Consider the following 16,127-nt stretch of genomic DNA (forward strand, 5'->3'; position numbering starts at 1 on the left):
GGCTTGTGAAAAATACTGAAATAGTCGTGCAAGGCGCACGAGCACATAATTTAAAAAACATTAATGTCACAATTCCACGCGATCAATTAGTCGTGCTAACAGGTTTATCGGGCTCAGGGAAATCATCATTAGCGTTCGATACGATTTATGCTGAGGGACAACGCCGTTATGTAGAATCCCTTTCAGCCTATGCCCGTCAATTCCTTGGTCAAATGGATAAACCAGACGTCGATGCGATAGAGGGATTATCTCCTGCTATTTCAATCGATCAAAAAACGACGAGCCGTAACCCACGTTCGACAGTTGGGACAGTAACGGAAATCTATGATTATTTACGTTTGCTATATGCACGTATCGGTAAGCCTATTTGTCCAAATCACGGTATAGAAATTACCTCTCAAACGATTGAGCAAATGGTCGATCGTTTATTAACTTATCCAGAAAGAACGAAAATGCAGTTGCTTGCTCCAATGGTAGCAGGGCGTAAGGGAACACATGTAAAGCTACTGGAAGATTTAAAAAAGCAAGGCTTTGTTCGAGTACGTATCGACGGTGAGCTACGTGATTTAGATGATTCGATTGAACTTGATAAAAATAAAAAACATTCAATAGAAGTAGTCATCGATCGTGTTGTGATGAAGGAAGGTGTCGCGGCACGTCTTAGTGATTCCTTAGAGACAGCATTACGTTTGGCAGATGGGCGAGTACTTGTCGATGTGATGGAGCATGAGGAATTATTATTTAGTGAGCATCATGCTTGTCCACTATGTGGATTTTCAATAGGAGAGCTAGAGCCTCGTATGTTTTCATTCAATAGTCCATTCGGGGCTTGTCCAAGCTGTGATGGTTTAGGCTCGACACAAGAGGTTGATCTTGATTTAGTAGTACCCGATTGGGATCGAAGTTTATTAGAGCATGCTTTAGCACCGTGGGAACCGACAAGCTCTCAATATTACCCACAGTTATTAAAGGCTGTGTGCGATCATTATGATATCCCGATGGACGTACCCGTAAAGGATCTACCGAAAGAAAAGATGGATAAAATTTTATATGGTTCTGGTAAAGATAAAATCCATTTCCATTATGAAAATGAGTTTGGCAATGTGCGAGATCAAATGATTGAATTCGAAGGTGTTGTTCGTAATGTGGAACGTCGCTTTAAGGAGACAACGTCTGATTACGTGCGTGAACAAATGGAAAAATATATGGCCCAGCAAGCATGTCCATCTTGTAAAGGGTATCGCTTAAAGCCTGAAACATTAGCTGTAAAACTAGCAGATAAGCATATTGGTGAAGTGACACAGTATTCGATTCAGGAAGCTGATACATTTTTCAAAGAGCTGGATTTATCAGAAAAGGATATGAAAATTGCTCGACTTGTTTTACGTGAAATTGAAGAGCGACTTGGCTTCCTTGTCAATGTAGGGTTAGATTATTTAACATTAAGTCGAGCGGCAGGAACACTTTCAGGGGGAGAAGCTCAACGAATTCGCCTTGCAACACAAATCGGCTCGCGCTTAACAGGTGTGCTCTATATTTTAGATGAGCCATCAATCGGCTTGCATCAACGTGATAATGATCGACTTATTAGCACATTGCAAAATATGCGTGATATTGGCAATACGCTTATTGTTGTCGAGCACGATGAAGATACAATGCTTGCGGCGGATTATCTGATTGATGTTGGTCCTGGTGCAGGTGTGCATGGCGGTCAAATTGTAGCGGCAGGAACTCCGCAGGAAGTAATGGAAAATGAAGAGTCTTTGACGGGGCAATATTTAAGTGGTAAGAAGTTTATCCCACTGCCAATTGAGCGCCGCAAACCGAATGGACGCAAATTATCGATTAAAGGTGCCAAGGAAAATAATCTTCAAAATGTGAAGGTTGATGTACCACTTGGTTTATTCGTTGCAGTGACTGGGGTTTCAGGCTCAGGTAAATCAACGCTTATTAATGAGATTTTATATAAGTCCTTAGCTCAAAAGCTAAATCGTTCAAAGGTGAAGCCCGGTGAACATAAAGAGGTAACGGGGATTGATGAGCTCGAAAAGGTTATTGATATTGACCAATCACCAATCGGTCGTACACCTCGCTCAAACCCTGCTACGTATACAGGCGTTTTCGATGATATTCGAGATGTTTTCGCAACAACAAACGAAGCAAAAGTACGTGGCTATAAAAAAGGACGCTTTAGCTTCAACGTTAAGGGAGGTCGCTGTGAAGCTTGTCGTGGTGACGGTATTATAAAAATTGAAATGCATTTCCTTCCAGATGTTTACGTGCCATGTGAAGTTTGTCATGGGAAGCGTTACAACCGTGAAACACTTGAAGTGAAATATAAAGATAAGAGCATTGCGGATATTTTAGATATGACGATTGAAAACGCAGTTGTATTCTTCGAAAATATTCCCAAAATCCAGCGTAAGCTACAAACAATCGTGGATGTAGGATTAGGCTATATGAAATTAGGACAACCTGCTACAACATTATCTGGTGGTGAGGCACAGCGTGTAAAATTAGCCTCTGAATTACACCGTCGTTCAACAGGTAAATCATTCTATATTTTAGATGAGCCGACAACGGGCTTACATGCGCATGATATTGCACGTTTACTCGTTGTTTTACAACGTCTTGTAGAAAATGGCGATTCAGTGCTAGTCATCGAACATAATTTAGATGTCATCAAAACGGCAGACTACATTATCGATCTAGGGCCTGAAGGTGGCGACAAAGGTGGTACGATTGTGGCGACAGGTACACCAGAAGAAGTCGTTGAAGTCAGTGGCTCGTACACAGGTAAATATTTAAAGCCAATATTAACAAGAGATCGTCTACGTATGGAAGATGTTTTAGCCAAGGCTTCTCAATAAAGTACCCACTAAAAAAGTTCGCAAATTGCGAACTTTTTTTACGTTAGGGGCATACTGGGAAGGTGGATGTCGATAAGAACTAAAAGTAGGGTAATAAAACGTGAAAGTTAATCGATAAAATTTCAAAAGTTGGGTGACATTCTATTTAAACGTATGTCATATGAATAAGTTGATTGGAGTTATGGCTGGACGCAACCAGCTGGAACGGAAATCAACCACACGTAATGGTAATGTGCCTAAAATAAGGTATATTCCCAATTTTTCGTTTTTTGGTGAAACTTTTCACAATGCGTTTCGTATAAATACTATAACGAACTGAGGGAGGCTAATTTTAATTATGCAAAATGAACGTCAACGAATTTTAGAACTTGTGGAAAAAGGAACAATTTCAGCGCAAGAGGCGATTACATTATTAGAAGCATTAGAGCAACCTAGCAAGTCCACTCAACATGTTATGAATGATGTGTCAGATGAGGGCCAGCATTCCCAAACAGAGAAAGAGTCAGTATTTAAAGGTGAAAGTCATAAGAGTGAACAATCGCAAAAAGATGAAGATTTCCCTAAATATTTCCAAGAAGAAATGAAGGATTTCCGTAAAGATTTATCACAAATTGGTTCACTTTTTATGGATATGATGAATACGGCAGTAAAAAAGGTCAAAGAATTTGATGTATCTTCTCCATTTGGTGATAAATTTGAGTTTTCACATACGGAAGAAGTTGCAGCTGAACATGTAGATAAAATAATTGCTGAATTACCGAATGGCAATTTTTCATTAGAAACCGCTGAAGGAGATAGCTTCCAAGTCGTTTGCAAGGTAAAGGCACCTCTTGTTAATGATAGTGAAGAGGAAACACGTGCTAATTTCCTAGAGCAATTCGTTGTCAAGGAAGATGGAGATTCACTGCGAATTTTAAGTCAACTTAAGCTTGTGCAAGTAAATGTGAAAGTCCTTGTTCCAAAGGATAAATTAGAAAAATTATCAGTACGTTTAATGAACGGAAGTGTTACTTTACAAGATACGGATTTCGAGCATTTAAAAGTAAAGACATTAAACGGTGCGATTAAAGGCTCTAAGTTTAACTTTGGAAAGGCAGAAGTGGATTCTTCTAATGGTTCCATTGAACTAACAAATGTTCGTGGTAAAGATTTAGAGGCTGAAACATTGAATGGCCGTGTTTATTTAGATGGCGCATTGGATGAAGTTGAAGCAAAATCGGTTAATGGACATGTTGTGGTCACAACTTGCTCTACTAATTCATCGAAAATCAAAGCACAAACAGTCGCAGGAGCTGTTGAATTGTATGTGCCACGTACAATCTCGTTAAGCGGTAAAATTGTTACGAATTTTGGTAAAGTAGATGTAGGTATTCAAGATGCTTCAAAAATGGAATCACAGGATCAATTTTTATCAAAAGTCGTACGTTTCGATAAAGAAGTAGAGAATGCTAATCGTCTATTTATCGAAGGTGAGTCTAAAACAGGTGCAGTTTTAGTACGCTATACAACGACTGACGAGCAAACTGTTTAACTAACAAAAGCATTCAGGCTATGTATACTAACATAGTTTGAATGCTTTTTTTTGCTTAAAAACTTTAGAAAAGCAGAAATCGACTTTCCTCTAATAGGCTCGATTTCTGTTTTTTTGTTTGTCGAGGTTTTAAAACATTTATGGCAATCAGATAACGAAATAACAAGAACTACCACGGAATGAAATGAAACTGTAATAATAAAGGTAGAAATAGAGTGTTATAATAGGTAACGAAATACCTCTTACATGGTAAGAGATTTAGGTGGTTTAAATATGATAGAAATGAAAAATGTGACAAAGAAGTACCCAAATGGTGTTGTTGCGACAAATGGGATTTCCATTAACATAAAGCAAGGTGAATTTGTCTACGTTGTAGGTCCAAGTGGAGCGGGGAAATCTACATTCATTAAATTAATGTATCGCGAGGAAAAAGCTACTTCGGGAGAAATCACTGTTAATGGTATAGATTTAGCTTCCTTGAAAAATAAAAAAGTACCTTTTTTACGCCGTCAAATCGGAGTGGTTTTCCAAGATTTTAAACTTTTACCTCGTCTGAATGTTTATGAAAACGTAGCGTTTGCTCTAGAGGTAATCGAGGAGGAACCAGTGGAAATTCGCCGTCGAGTGATGGAGGTTTTAGAGCTTGTAGGACTGAAGCAAAAGGCAAGAATGTTCCCTAATGAACTGTCAGGTGGCGAACAACAGCGTGTTTCGATTGCACGATCGATTGTGAATGTGCCGAAGGTCGTTATTGCGGATGAACCTACTGGGAATCTTGACCCTGAAACATCTTGGGAGATTATGAATTTATTTGAAGAAATTAATGCGAGAGGTACAACTATAGTAATGGCAACACATAACCGTGAAATCGTAAATACGATTCGTCGTCGAGTAATTGCAATAGAAGGCGGAATGATTGTCCGTGATGAGCACGGAGGTGACTACGGTTATGAAATTTAATACAGTAAAACGTCACTTCAGAGAAAGTATAAAGTCTCTTGGCCGTAATAGCTGGATGACTATTGCTTCCGTAAGTGCAGTTACAGTTACATTAATATTAGTAGGTGTCTTTGCGCTTATTATGATGAATTTAAATAAAGTAGCATCAGATTTAGAAAACGATGTTGAAATTAAAGTGTTAATTGATGAAACAGCAGGTAAAGCTGATGAAAAAGCGCTCATGGAAAAAATTAAGAAATTGCCAGATATCGAAGAGATGACCTATTCAACTAGGGAAAATGAATTAAGCAAATTAGTAAAAGATTTTGGGGAAGATTTTAAACTATTTGAGCAAAGTAACCCATTACGTAATGTTATTTATGTGAAGGCTTCAGATCCTCAGCAAACAGCTAAAGTCGCTAAAACAATTGATAAATTTAATTTTACATATGACGTTATGTATGGTGAAGGCAAAGTAGAAAAGCTGTTTAACTTCTTAAATATTAGCCGTAACGTAGGGATTGTGCTTATTTTAGGATTATTATTTACAGCGATTTTCTTAATTTCTAATACGATTCGAATTACTATTATTGCACGTCGAGATGAAATAGAGATTATGAAACTTGTAGGAGCAACGAATTCATTCGTGCGTATCCCATTTTTATTAGAAGGAATGTGGCTTGGAATTTTAGGTTCTATTATTCCAATTGCGGTTATCGCAACTCTTTACCACAATGTATATAAAATTATTGCGCCTCGATTAAAAGGCGAACTTGTTCAAGTGCTTGATTTCTCACCGCTTGTATACCAAGTAAGTGGTCTACTATTACTGATCGGTGTGCTAATCGGTATTTGGGGAAGTTTCATGTCAGTACGTAAGTTTTTAAAAATTTAGCTTTCGCTAAGGTATGCGAGGCAGAACGAGCATCAACCAAAATTAATAGTCGAAAAGGAGTTCAACCGGTGAAAAGTATGGCGAAAAACTTAATGAAATTACTTGCTGCAGCATCTGCACTATGTCTTTTTATCCAAACTCCATCAGCTTATGCAAATAGTTTATCGGATTTAAAAGATGAAAAAAGACAAATTGAATCAAAGAAAGATGGCTTAAATTCATCCATCAAAAATAAATCAAATGCTATTACTGTAAATGAAGACAAGCAGCAAAAAATATTAGATCAAATTCAAACATTAAATGCTGAAATTGATAAAACGAATAGCAATATTAAAAATGTATTAGCAGAAATTCAATCTACAAATAAAGAAATAAAGTCTTTAAAAGATGGTATAGACGAGCTTCTACGTAAAATTGAAGAACGTGACTTATTGTTAGAGGATCGTGCTCGTGCCATTCAGGCGGGTGGTTCCGTTAGCTATATAGATGTACTACTTAGTTCTAATAGCTTCGTAGATTTCATCGATCGATTCTCAGCTGTTAATGCTTTACTAGAAGCGGATCGTCAAATTATCCAAGATCAAAAAGAGGATAAGCAAAAGTTAGAAGAACAAAAGCAAGTTTTAGAAAGCAAACGCCAAAAGCTCGAAGATAAAAAAGCTGAGCTTGATCGTTTAAAAGCATCATTAAACGGACAAAAAACTGAGAAAAACAAATTAATTGATCAATTAGAAAAAGAACAAGCAAAGCTGAAGACTGAAAAAGTATTGCTTGAAAAAGAATATTCAGAGGCTCTTGATATTAGTGCCGATTTACAACAAAAAATCATTAATGAGCAAAATCGATTAGCTGAAATTGCTCGTCAACAAGAAGAGAAACGTAAAGCAGCCGCTGCTGCTGCCGCAGCCGCAGCAAAAGCATCTAATTCAAGTAATTCAAGCAGTTCAAGCAATTCAAGCAATAATAGTGGTGGAGGGTCTTCAACAGTTGAAGCGCCACCATCGAATGGTACATGGATTAAGCCAACAAATGGCCGTTTAACATCACCTTATGGCTGGCGTAATATTGGCGCAGGCCCAGAGTTCCACTATGGAGTCGATCTTGCAAATAGCACAGGTACTCCAATTTGGGCAGCTGCTGACGGTGTTGTTTCTTACGCTGCACCACTTAGCTCGTATGGTAATGTTGTAATCATTACGCATTCTATCAATGGCGAAATCCATACGACAGTATATGCACACTTAAATTCTTTCAATGTTAGTGTTGGTTCAGAAGTATCCCAAGGTCAGCAAATAGGAACAATGGGTATGACTGGACGTGTAACAGGACCTCACTTACACTTTGAAGTGCACATCGGCGCTTGGCGAGGACAAGCAGTCGGAAGTGTGAATCCATTAAAATATATTCCGGTATAAACATATTGAAAGCTATACATTAGAGTTCTTCTAATGTATAGCTTTTTTGTTTGCCATGCACATTTGTTAAGATCTAGTATTATGTGGAAGCCTTTTTCCTAGTGTGGCACCATTTTATGTAATATATTTATAGTGTGAATACCTAGATGGGTATTTCAATAAAATTGTTCAGCAAAAGTCTGTTTTTTCATGTTTCAGGGAGATTTTTTGAACACACTGTGAAATGACAGTTCATATAAAGAATATATGCTATGCTGAAGCTATCTTTTTTTGTGGGGGATTTATTAGGTGAATAATACAGAATGGTTCTCTATCCGGACATTAACATTACCAGCAACTGCGGTCGCTTTGCTTGTGGCATTTTTTATTGTGTGGCTCGTTATACGCGTACAGTTTCCGAAAAAATGGGCGGGGGTATATGGAGACGCAGTCTTTACCTTTATTCTCGTTTGGAAATTTAGCGTAATCGTCACTGATTTTAAAGCTGTTATTGCTCAACCGTTTGCGCTCCTTTACTTCAATGGTGGAACAATCGGTGTCTTTTTAGGAGCTATGGCAGTATCACTACAGCTTTGGTGGAATCGAAAAAAAATCCACTTAGACGAAACTGGAATTGCTGCTTGTAGCTGGGCAATCATTTTAACGCAATCGAGCTATCAATGCCTTGTGGTGTTACTAAATGATAATCCAACCAATAGCGAAGTGATTACTTTACTTGTGCTAAGCACACTAACAGTCATCATATTATGGAAAATAGCCGCTATCAATCGTGCATTATTTTTATATACGTTTGGTCTTATAATTGTGGCCTTCTTTCAGCCGCTTGGTTTATGGCAACCGGCTGTAGGAGTGAGCGTCATATTATTTATAGTAGGTATAGGGGTTCAGCGTCTTGCTAGCGAAACTAAATCATTTGGAGGTAAGGAATGAAAAAAAATATTGGACTACTTATCGTCGTGTTATTAGTAGTCGCGATGATTGGTACATATGTTAAACAGCAGATTGATAAAGATCGTGAAATTGAAACAGCTTCACTAGGGAAAGAAATGGACGAACGAAAGATTGGTTTAAAAAATGGAGATACACCACCTGATTTTACTTTAACAAGTTTGGATGGCGAAGATGTAACATTGAGTGAGCTTCGTGGAAAAAAAGTCGTGTTAAACTTTTGGGCAACATGGTGTCCACCATGTAAGGCGGAAATGCCACATATGCAAAATTATTACGAACAAAATGCTAAAAAAGATAATGTAGAAATAATAGCTGTCAATTTAACACAGGCTGAACGAGACGTTACAGAGGACGAAAAAATAGATTCTGTCATGACATTTAGAGAAAGTTTCGATTTAACATTCCCTATTTTACTCGACCCGAAAAACTCAGCCGGCTTAGACTACCAAGTAATAACGATTCCCACAACCTATTTTATTGATTCAAATGGATATATTCAACGTGCTATTAGAGGGCCGATGAATGCGGAAATGTTAAAAAGCTATGTAGATGCAATGGACTAAGCAAAAAATAAATTTCAAAGAATCTGCTCGTTTGCCAGAAGAAACGAAGCAGATTTTTTTTGTGAGTATTTCTTTGTTTATTAAATACATGTGCTTCGTGAATGGATACCCGAAGAAGGAAGGGGAATACCCGCGGAAGGAGGGTAAATACCCGCGAATGGGGAGAGAATACCCGCGGAAGGAAGGTAAATACCCGCGAATGGGGAGAATACCCGCGGAAGGGAAGGAAATACCCGCGAATGGGGAGAATACCCGCGGGATGAGGGTAAATACCCGCGGAAGGAAGGGAAATACCCGCGAATGGGGAGAATACCCGCGGAAGGAAGGCAAATACCCGCGAATGGGGAGAGAATACCCGCGGAAGGAGGGTAAATACCCGCGAATGGGGAGAGAATACCCGCGGAAGGAAGGTAAATACCCGCGAATGGGGAGAATATCCGCGGGAGGAGGGTAAATACCCGCGAATGGGGAGAGAATACCCGCGGAAGGAAGGGAAATACCCGCGGAAGGAAGGTAAATACCCGCGAATGGGGAGAATACTCGCGGAAGGAGGGTAAATACCCGCGAATGGGGAGAGAATACCCGCGGAAGGAAGGTAAATACCCGCGAATGGGGAGAATACCCGCGGGAGGAAAGGAAATACCCGCGAATGGGGAGAATACCCGCGGGAGGAGGATAAATACCCGCGAATGAGAAGAGAATACCCGCGGAAGGAAGGTAAATACCCGCGAATGGGGAGAGAATACCCGCGGGAGGAAAGGAAATACCCGCGAATGGGGAGAATACCCGCGGGAGGAAGGGAAATACCCGCGAATGGGGAGAATACCCGCGGGAGGAGGATAAATACCCGCGAATGAGAAGAGAATACCCGCGGAAGGAAGGGAAATACCCGCGAATGGGGAGAGAATACCCGCGGAAGGAACGGAAATACCCGCGAACAGCGAAACAACACCCGTGCTAGAAAATGAAAATCCCCACGACCCGAAATAGAACACTCACACTAAAAAATGAAAATCCCTACAATCCGAAATAGAATACCCACGCTACGAAATAGAAAGCCTGCGATACACAATAGAATACTAGCGAAACAAAAATCATAGGATTCAACAAAGTATTTTGAAGCTTAATCTTGTATGTTTGAAAAATAAAATTCATACAGTAGAAGAGACGGAGGAGGGAAGGTTTGCGCAAAATGATGGCGGGTGTTGGCGTACTTGCTAGTAGTCTATTGTTAGGGAGTGGCATTTATTTTGACTGGTTTAATTTAGGGGATCAGAAGGAACCGGTCGTTACAGAGGTTGATTCGATTAATGAAGCGATGAATTTAATTGAAAAAAAATCTGTATACAGTACGAAAAAAGATGCGTTGGTGGAAGGGGCACTTCGTGGTATGGCAGATGCTATTAAGGACCCTTATAGTACCTATTATTCGAAGGAAGAGGCGGAACAGCACCGGCAAATGTTAGCTGAGGAAAGAGTGGGCATTGGGATTGAGCTAACTGAAAATAACGGGAAATTTATTGTTGTGTCTCCAGTCCGTTCGTCCCCAGCAGATAAAGCAGGGATGCGCTCTCTCGATGAAATTGTACAAGTTGATGGCACTCGAGTGGAAGGTAAAAAGATGAGTGAATTAATGCATTTAATTCAAGGGGAGAAAGGGACGAAAGTGACGATTGTCGTCTATCGTCCGAGTGAAGATAAACATATTAAAATGACGATGGAACGAGCAGCAATTTCTAATAAAACAGTGACGAGCGAAGTAGTAAACATAGAAAATACGCCGATAGGTTATGTGGGAATTTCGATTTTTGGTGAGAAAACGGCCAATGAATGGGTTGCTGAAACGAGTAAATTGCTACGAAAAGATATTAAGGGATTAGTGATTGATGTGCGGGATAATCCAGGTGGTTATTTACATAGCGTCGCAGCGCTACTAAGCACAGTGTTGGAGAATGGCAAAGTGTTTGCCTATATGCAAAATGCTGAAGGTGCTATGGAACCATTAAAAACAGAATCAAAAAGCTTTGACGAGAATTATTTACAGTCAATGTACAAAATACCGATTGTTGTTTTACAGAATGCGGGCAGTGCATCTGCTAGTGAAGTGCTTAGTGGCGCTTTAAAAGGATGGGGACGTGCTTCCCTTGTTGGTGTTAAGAGTTTCGGAAAAGGAACAGTACAGGAGTCTTGGTCACTGAAAAATGGTGGAGAGCTTAAATTGTCCACAAATAAATGGCTGACACCAAAGCGTGAATGGATTCATAAGCAAGGTATTGAGGCTAATTTAGTGATTGAACAAAATGAATTATTCGCTTTCCAAATGCACCCACTATCAGGGAAGTTTAAAGAGGGTGACATGAGTGAGGAAGTTGCGTATACGCAAAATGCTTTAAAAATGCTAGGGTATAAAATTGCTCGTTTGGACGGTTACTTGGATGAATCAACGGAGGAGGCTGTTAAGCTTTATCGAGACGATAAGAAGTTGAAAAAAGCAGAAGGGGATTTTAATATGGACACAACCTTCTTTAACAGCTTAAACGAAACGTTGAAAAAATATAAAGAGGATCGTCAAAATGATTTACAGTTCCAAATGGCGACAAGCTTCTTATTGCATAATATTGAAGAATAAAAAATAGTGATAGTTTGATTTGAGGATATAGACTGATAGTTGGTCTCATATCCTCATTTTTTATTATAAAAAACCGGGTATATCCACCAAAATGAAGAAAAAAATAAGAATAGAAGGCTTTCTACTAGATTGTACTACGCAAGAGTGTAGTCGTTTGATACAATAAATTCATAGTATTCTAGATAGAAACGGCGGGTGTTCGTATGGTTAGTGATATATTATTAGAAATTGTAACAGCGATTGGCCGCTTTTTAATCAACCCATTAATGTATATCGCAATTTTATTTGCGATTTTATTAGGTTATAGGCGTGTAAAGCAGGAGCGTAAATTTTTTAATAGACGTATTATTTGGGGTTGGACAGAACTGATGGGGCAATGGAAATATGGTTGGTTATCTGCCCTCCTTATTTCGCTTGTGAGTGTTGGATTAGGTTTAACGGTGCCAAAAGCTTTTATCATGATTTTAATCGCTATTTCTGCATTGGCACTATTATTGTACTTCGTTAATGCCCTTTCACCTATTTATACGATGGGGATTGCGACGTTAGTGATATGGTTGATGTATCACTTCAATTGGACATTTTCTTGGTGGAAAATCTCTTTAGAAGGTGTAAATTTATTAGAGGGCTCCATTGTAACGATTACGATTTTAGCAGGTCTATGTGTGATTGCTGAGGGTATGTTAATTCGTCGAACAGCAATGATGGTCACGACGCCGCAAGTTGAAAAGACGAAGCGAGGTATGCAGGCAATTGTCTATCGTTCAAGAAATGTATGGGTACTACCAATCTTCTTTGTAATACCTGGTGATGTTATTCCAGTAGATTTCCCATATTGGCCACAATTCACATTAGGAGAGAGTACCTTTGCGCTTGTACTATTCCCAGTCGTTATTGGCTTTTCAAAGCTTTCTAGAAAAGAATTACCGGCTTTGCAATTGCCTAAAATTGGCCGATCAGTGCTAATGCTAGGACAGGTAATTTTAATAGGTGGACTTGCAGCTGCCTTGGAGCCATTCATCGGCTTTATAACGCTAGCAATTGGTGTAGTGATTCGTATCATTATTTCAATCTACTACGCGCAACAAGATAAAACGGATATTTACGCGGTTGCCCCAAGTTCAAAGGGCGCTATTATTGCGGCTGTCTTACCTGATTCACCAGCTGAAAAAATGGGCTTACAGGCAGGGGAATGTATTCGTAAAGTAAATGGTGAGGCCATTTTTACTGAAAATGATTTATACGAAGCTTTGCAATTAAATGCTGCACATTGTCGTCTAGAAGTAGTAGATCGTAACAATGAAATACGCTTAACACAGCATGTTATATATAGCAATGATCATTATCGTATTGGATTATTACTAGCTGAGCCGAGGGATATATGATGGATGTTTTCGGGAAAATGATGTTAGCGTTATTTTTACCTGCATTACTCGTATTATTGTTTACTCGAATTACGTATAATCGGTATGTTGCGCTAATATTGGCCATTGCACTTATGGCGGCATCTGTCTATGCAGGTTATACTTCGCCGTCTATTATATTCGTCATCGATGCATTTTCGTTAACAGTAGGCTTTTGGCTAGCAAGTAAAATGAAGAAAAACAAGAGTACGCTTTAACTACTTTCAGCGGTTGGTCATACACCTGTACGAGTCGCTACGCTTTCGGTATAAAAGACACCTGCTGAAATGGAGGAACTCGGTTTAAGAACGCCACGTCCTATGGTGCACAAAATCGATTCTGGACGTAATTATGAAAAGGTTTATTTGATATTACTATACAAGGTCAGTCCAAAGTGATAGCTTTCTCACTTTTAAGACTGACCTTTTTTACATGAAAAATCTTACGGCTGCCATAATGATAACCCCTGCTACAACTGTTATAGATAAGCTTTTGGTAACAAGTGCAATCATAAGCGTTGGCACAAATGTAATAAATACAGGCCAATTAAGTGTAACAATTTTTCCATTTTCGGTATCTAATAAGTTTTCGATGACAAGGGCACTCAAAATACAGACTGGGATAAAGCTTAGCCATTTTAATACAACCTCTGGTAGCTTCACACTTCGGACAAACATAAAGGGAATAATACGTGGTAGCCAGGTTACAAGTGCACAGCCAATGATGAGCCATACCATAGTAGCAGTTGTCGTCATTTATCTGTCACCACCCCTATAGTTGCTACAATCATAGTTGAAAGAAGTACAGCCACATGTGAAGGCACAATATATGAAAGACCATACATAATAACAAACATATAGCCGATTAATATAAGATAATGCATTATTTTACTTTTGCCTACACTGCTAAGCTGTAAAACAAGGAGTGCCACGAACATAGCGATCAATGCAAAATCTAAGCCCCATTTTTCAGGGTTTGCTACCCATTGTCCCAAGTAGGCACCCGTTACACAAGAAAAAATCCAAAATGAGTAGGCTGTTATATTCAGCCCATCCATCCATTTACCATAAAGCTTACCGGCTTGCATTTGCTTCGTAACAGCTACACCAAATGTTTCGTCCGTTAATAATGTGCCGAAACCAACATTTCTTAGCATGGAATAGCGTGTGAAATGGGGTGCTAATGTTAAACTCATTAGTAAATGGCGCAAATTTACAACGAAAATGGTTACAATAATAGCAGAGGCAGGGCTATTTGTTAAAAGAAGTGCACAAAAGATAAATTGTGCAGAGCCTGCATAAATGAGTATAGATAAAAGTGCAATTTCGAGTACAGATAATCCAGAAGCGGAACCTACTACACCGAAAGCGAGTCCTATGCTAATATAACCGAGTAAAGTGGGGATGCAATCTTTCACGCCTTGTAAATAGCTATCGTCTGGCGTGTTAACCGTTTCATTCTGAAAATCAGTTGTACTTGTCATAAAATAGATCATCCTTTCTTAAAAATTTCCATGTATACTAATAGCGGAATAGTTTGATAGTTCATAATGTTTATTAGAGTATACATATGTCTGATAAAATAAACAATAGAAATTGGTGAATTAAAATGGAACAAATGAGTCGGAATTTAGCCTTTCAATTAAAAAAGATTCGACAACAGCGTCATTTAAGTTTAGACGATGTTGCCAAGACTACAGGTGTAAGTAAAGCGCAACTTGCACAAATTGAAAAGGGAGAGGCAAATCCTACAGTATCAACGATTTGGAAAATTGCTGCGGGATTGCGCATTTCATTTTCTTCGTTACTACAAGCACCGACAGCACACTTCATGAAATATAGTAGTAAGGATGCGCCACATGTGGATGAAGATGATGGTCGATATCGTGTGTATTCCATTATTCCTTATAATCCAGAGCGTGGATGGGAGCTTTATAAGATTGAAATGGAGCCCGGAGCCATTAGCAGGAGTGAGGCTCACACAGAAGGGGTAGAAGAAACTATAACTGTTATCCAAGGACAAGCCGTTATTTCTGCTGGAGAGATGCATGAATTGCTAGAAGAAGGGGATACACTAGTATTCTCAGGACATCAGCCCCATGAGTATAAAAATACTTCGGAAAAGCTAACGATTTTACATTTAATTTTGCAATATAAATAGAGGTGTCGATTTTGAGTGAATGGTTTACTGTAGAAAATATTGAACAGATTGCGGCACAATACCGAACGTTCGGTCCAATCATTGGTTTATTATTACCTTTTATAGAAGCGTTTTTACCCTTTTTACCTTTAGTCGTGTTCGTTGTTGCTAATGCGAGTGCATTCGGTTTATGGTTTGGATTTTTATTATCCTGGCTAGGATCTGTAGCAGGGTCATATGCATTATTTTTGCTTGTCCGAAAGTTTGGCAAGCATCCAAAGCTTCGTTTTGTCACAGGTAGTAAAAAAGTACAGCAACTAATAAAATGGGTAGATATGAATGGCATTAGTCCCCTGTTCGTCTTACTTTGTTTTCCTTTTACACCATCAGTCATTGTAAACATAGTAGCGGGATTATCTCATATTCATAAAAAGTTTTATTTAGTAGTGTTAATGGCTGGGAAGTTCGTTATGATCTTAGCAATGAGCGTGCTCGGTTACGATTTAAAAGCGCTCCTAACAAGCCCTGTAAGATTAATTATTGCGGCAGTTGCGATTGTCCTGCTTTGGTGGATCGGCAAGTTTATGGAGAAGCGATTAAACGCGCGTGTAGAGAAAGATTTAAAACAAGCGCGAAAATTGACGAAAAATCATTAACGTTGAAAGTTGAATATGCACATCTTGCCCCTTTTATCATGTAAAATGAGAGAAGGGGTTTTTATCTTTATGCAGTAAATAGTTTTTGTGCGACAACTTCAATTACGCCAAGGCGAAATTGATTTTTCCAAAATGA

At 39.0% G+C, this 16,127-nt stretch carries 17 protein-coding genes; 15 read left to right on the plus strand and 2 right to left on the minus strand.

Translation table 11 applies throughout. The features are described 5' to 3' along the window. The first annotated feature begins 5 nt into the window (after positions 1-5). The 13 genes from uvrA to ACVYAD_RS08855 all read left to right on the plus strand — a co-directional run bounded on the left by uvrA (position 6) and on the right by ACVYAD_RS08855 (position 13,414). The gene (gene uvrA, locus ACVYAD_RS08795) at positions 6-2,870 is read left to right on the plus strand and encodes an excinuclease ABC subunit UvrA (protein WP_476425902.1); all 2,865 of its coding nucleotides are present in this window, start codon (positions 6-8) and stop codon (positions 2,868-2,870) included. 337 nt (positions 2,871-3,207) lie between these two features. After that, positions 3,208-4,401 carry a DUF4097 family beta strand repeat-containing protein gene (locus ACVYAD_RS08800; RefSeq protein WP_476425904.1) on the plus strand — a complete coding sequence of 398 codons (1,194 nt, stop codon included), beginning with the start codon at positions 3,208-3,210 and terminating at the stop codon, positions 4,399-4,401. A gap of 273 nt (positions 4,402-4,674) precedes the next feature. Further along, positions 4,675-5,361, plus strand: a complete 687-nt coding sequence (gene ftsE, locus ACVYAD_RS08805) for a cell division ATP-binding protein FtsE (protein WP_197139824.1) — start codon at positions 4,675-4,677, stop codon at positions 5,359-5,361. After that, positions 5,351-6,235, plus strand: a complete 885-nt coding sequence (gene ftsX / locus ACVYAD_RS08810) for a permease-like cell division protein FtsX (RefSeq protein WP_349661224.1) — start codon at positions 5,351-5,353, stop codon at positions 6,233-6,235. Before ftsE ends, ftsX begins: the two co-directional genes overlap by 11 nt. A gap of 68 nt (positions 6,236-6,303) precedes the next feature. Continuing rightward, a complete protein-coding gene (locus ACVYAD_RS08815; protein WP_476425906.1) occupies positions 6,304-7,650 on the plus strand; it encodes a murein hydrolase activator EnvC family protein in 1,347 nt (448 codons plus the stop codon). 288 nt (positions 7,651-7,938) lie between these two features. After that, complete coding sequence (locus ACVYAD_RS08820) at positions 7,939-8,580, plus strand: hypothetical protein (protein ID WP_476425908.1); 642 nt, start codon at positions 7,939-7,941, stop codon at positions 8,578-8,580. Further along, a complete protein-coding gene (locus tag ACVYAD_RS08825) occupies positions 8,577-9,164 on the plus strand; it encodes a peroxiredoxin family protein (RefSeq protein ID WP_197139832.1) in 588 nt (195 codons plus the stop codon). Before ACVYAD_RS08820 ends, ACVYAD_RS08825 begins: the two co-directional genes overlap by 4 nt. Beyond that, entirely contained in the window at positions 9,151-9,618 is a 468-nt protein-coding gene (locus ACVYAD_RS08830; protein ID WP_476425911.1) for a hypothetical protein, read from the plus strand. The genes ACVYAD_RS08825 and ACVYAD_RS08830 overlap by 14 nt, the downstream gene beginning before the upstream one ends. Positions 9,619-9,731: 113 nt before the next feature. Next, positions 9,732-9,857: a hypothetical protein gene (locus ACVYAD_RS08835; RefSeq protein ID WP_476425913.1), complete on the plus strand. Its 126-nt coding sequence runs from the start codon at positions 9,732-9,734 to the stop codon at positions 9,855-9,857. Beyond that, positions 9,854-10,021, plus strand: a complete 168-nt coding sequence (locus ACVYAD_RS08840; RefSeq protein WP_476425915.1) for a hypothetical protein — start codon at positions 9,854-9,856, stop codon at positions 10,019-10,021. The genes ACVYAD_RS08835 and ACVYAD_RS08840 overlap by 4 nt, the downstream gene beginning before the upstream one ends. 326 nt (positions 10,022-10,347) lie before the next feature. Beyond that, positions 10,348-11,793, plus strand: coding sequence for a S41 family peptidase (locus tag ACVYAD_RS08845; protein ID WP_432760158.1), 1,446 nt, complete (start codon positions 10,348-10,350; stop codon positions 11,791-11,793). Between the two features lie 203 nt (positions 11,794-11,996). Then, positions 11,997-13,178: a PDZ domain-containing protein gene (locus ACVYAD_RS08850; RefSeq protein WP_349661221.1), complete on the plus strand. Its 1,182-nt coding sequence runs from the start codon at positions 11,997-11,999 to the stop codon at positions 13,176-13,178. Beyond that, positions 13,178-13,414 (plus strand): DUF2198 family protein, encoded by a 237-nt coding sequence (locus ACVYAD_RS08855; protein ID WP_349661289.1) that lies wholly within the window; start codon positions 13,178-13,180, stop codon positions 13,412-13,414. Before ACVYAD_RS08850 ends, ACVYAD_RS08855 begins: the two co-directional genes overlap by 1 nt. Before the next feature lie 210 nt (positions 13,415-13,624). Here ACVYAD_RS08855 and ACVYAD_RS08860 read toward each other — a convergent pair whose 3' ends face one another. Further along, positions 13,625-13,951 (minus strand): AzlD domain-containing protein, encoded by a 327-nt coding sequence (locus ACVYAD_RS08860; RefSeq protein ID WP_079559541.1) that lies wholly within the window; start codon positions 13,949-13,951, stop codon positions 13,625-13,627. Then, entirely contained in the window at positions 13,948-14,679 is a 732-nt protein-coding gene (locus tag ACVYAD_RS08865) for an AzlC family ABC transporter permease (RefSeq protein ID WP_349661220.1), read from the minus strand. Before ACVYAD_RS08865 ends, ACVYAD_RS08860 begins: the two co-directional genes overlap by 4 nt. Positions 14,680-14,804: 125 nt before the next feature. Here ACVYAD_RS08865 and ACVYAD_RS08870 point away from each other — a divergent pair, with 125 nt between their 5' ends. Together ACVYAD_RS08870 and ACVYAD_RS08875 are read left to right on the plus strand one after the other, a co-directional pair. Then, complete coding sequence (locus ACVYAD_RS08870; RefSeq protein ID WP_349661219.1) at positions 14,805-15,356, plus strand: helix-turn-helix domain-containing protein; 552 nt, start codon at positions 14,805-14,807, stop codon at positions 15,354-15,356. 11 nt (positions 15,357-15,367) lie between these two features. After that, positions 15,368-15,991, plus strand: coding sequence for a TVP38/TMEM64 family protein (locus tag ACVYAD_RS08875; protein ID WP_349661218.1), 624 nt, complete (start codon positions 15,368-15,370; stop codon positions 15,989-15,991). The last annotated feature ends 136 nt before the right edge of the window (positions 15,992-16,127 follow it).

It is taken from the genome of Lysinibacillus sp. G1-3, from assembly GCF_056322905.1.

What these genes read in the sequence shown, in the direction of transcription:
- ACVYAD_RS08825 (WP_197139832.1), top strand. Translation starts at nt 8,577, where the DNA reads ATGAAAAAAAATATTGGACTACTTATCGTCGTGTTATTAGTAGTCGCG.
- ACVYAD_RS08800 (WP_476425904.1), top strand. Translation starts at nt 3,208, where the DNA reads ATGCAAAATGAACGTCAACGAATTTTAGAACTTGTGGAAAAAGGAACA.
- ACVYAD_RS08860 (WP_079559541.1), bottom strand. Translation starts at nt 13,951, where the DNA reads ATGACGACAACTGCTACTATGGTATGGCTCATCATTGGCTGTGCACTT.
- ACVYAD_RS08840 (WP_476425915.1), top strand. Translation starts at nt 9,854, where the DNA reads ATGAGAAGAGAATACCCGCGGAAGGAAGGTAAATACCCGCGAATGGGG.
- ACVYAD_RS08870 (WP_349661219.1), top strand. Translation starts at nt 14,805, where the DNA reads ATGGAACAAATGAGTCGGAATTTAGCCTTTCAATTAAAAAAGATTCGA.
- ftsX (WP_349661224.1), top strand. Translation starts at nt 5,351, where the DNA reads ATGAAATTTAATACAGTAAAACGTCACTTCAGAGAAAGTATAAAGTCT.
- ACVYAD_RS08850 (WP_349661221.1), top strand. Translation starts at nt 11,997, where the DNA reads ATGGTTAGTGATATATTATTAGAAATTGTAACAGCGATTGGCCGCTTT.
- ACVYAD_RS08830 (WP_476425911.1), top strand. Translation starts at nt 9,151, where the DNA reads ATGCAATGGACTAAGCAAAAAATAAATTTCAAAGAATCTGCTCGTTTG.
- ACVYAD_RS08835 (WP_476425913.1), top strand. Translation starts at nt 9,732, where the DNA reads ATGGGGAGAGAATACCCGCGGAAGGAAGGTAAATACCCGCGAATGGGG.
- ACVYAD_RS08855 (WP_349661289.1), top strand. Translation starts at nt 13,178, where the DNA reads ATGGATGTTTTCGGGAAAATGATGTTAGCGTTATTTTTACCTGCATTA.
- ftsE (WP_197139824.1), top strand. Translation starts at nt 4,675, where the DNA reads ATGATAGAAATGAAAAATGTGACAAAGAAGTACCCAAATGGTGTTGTT.
- ACVYAD_RS08865 (WP_349661220.1), bottom strand. Translation starts at nt 14,679, where the DNA reads ATGACAAGTACAACTGATTTTCAGAATGAAACGGTTAACACGCCAGAC.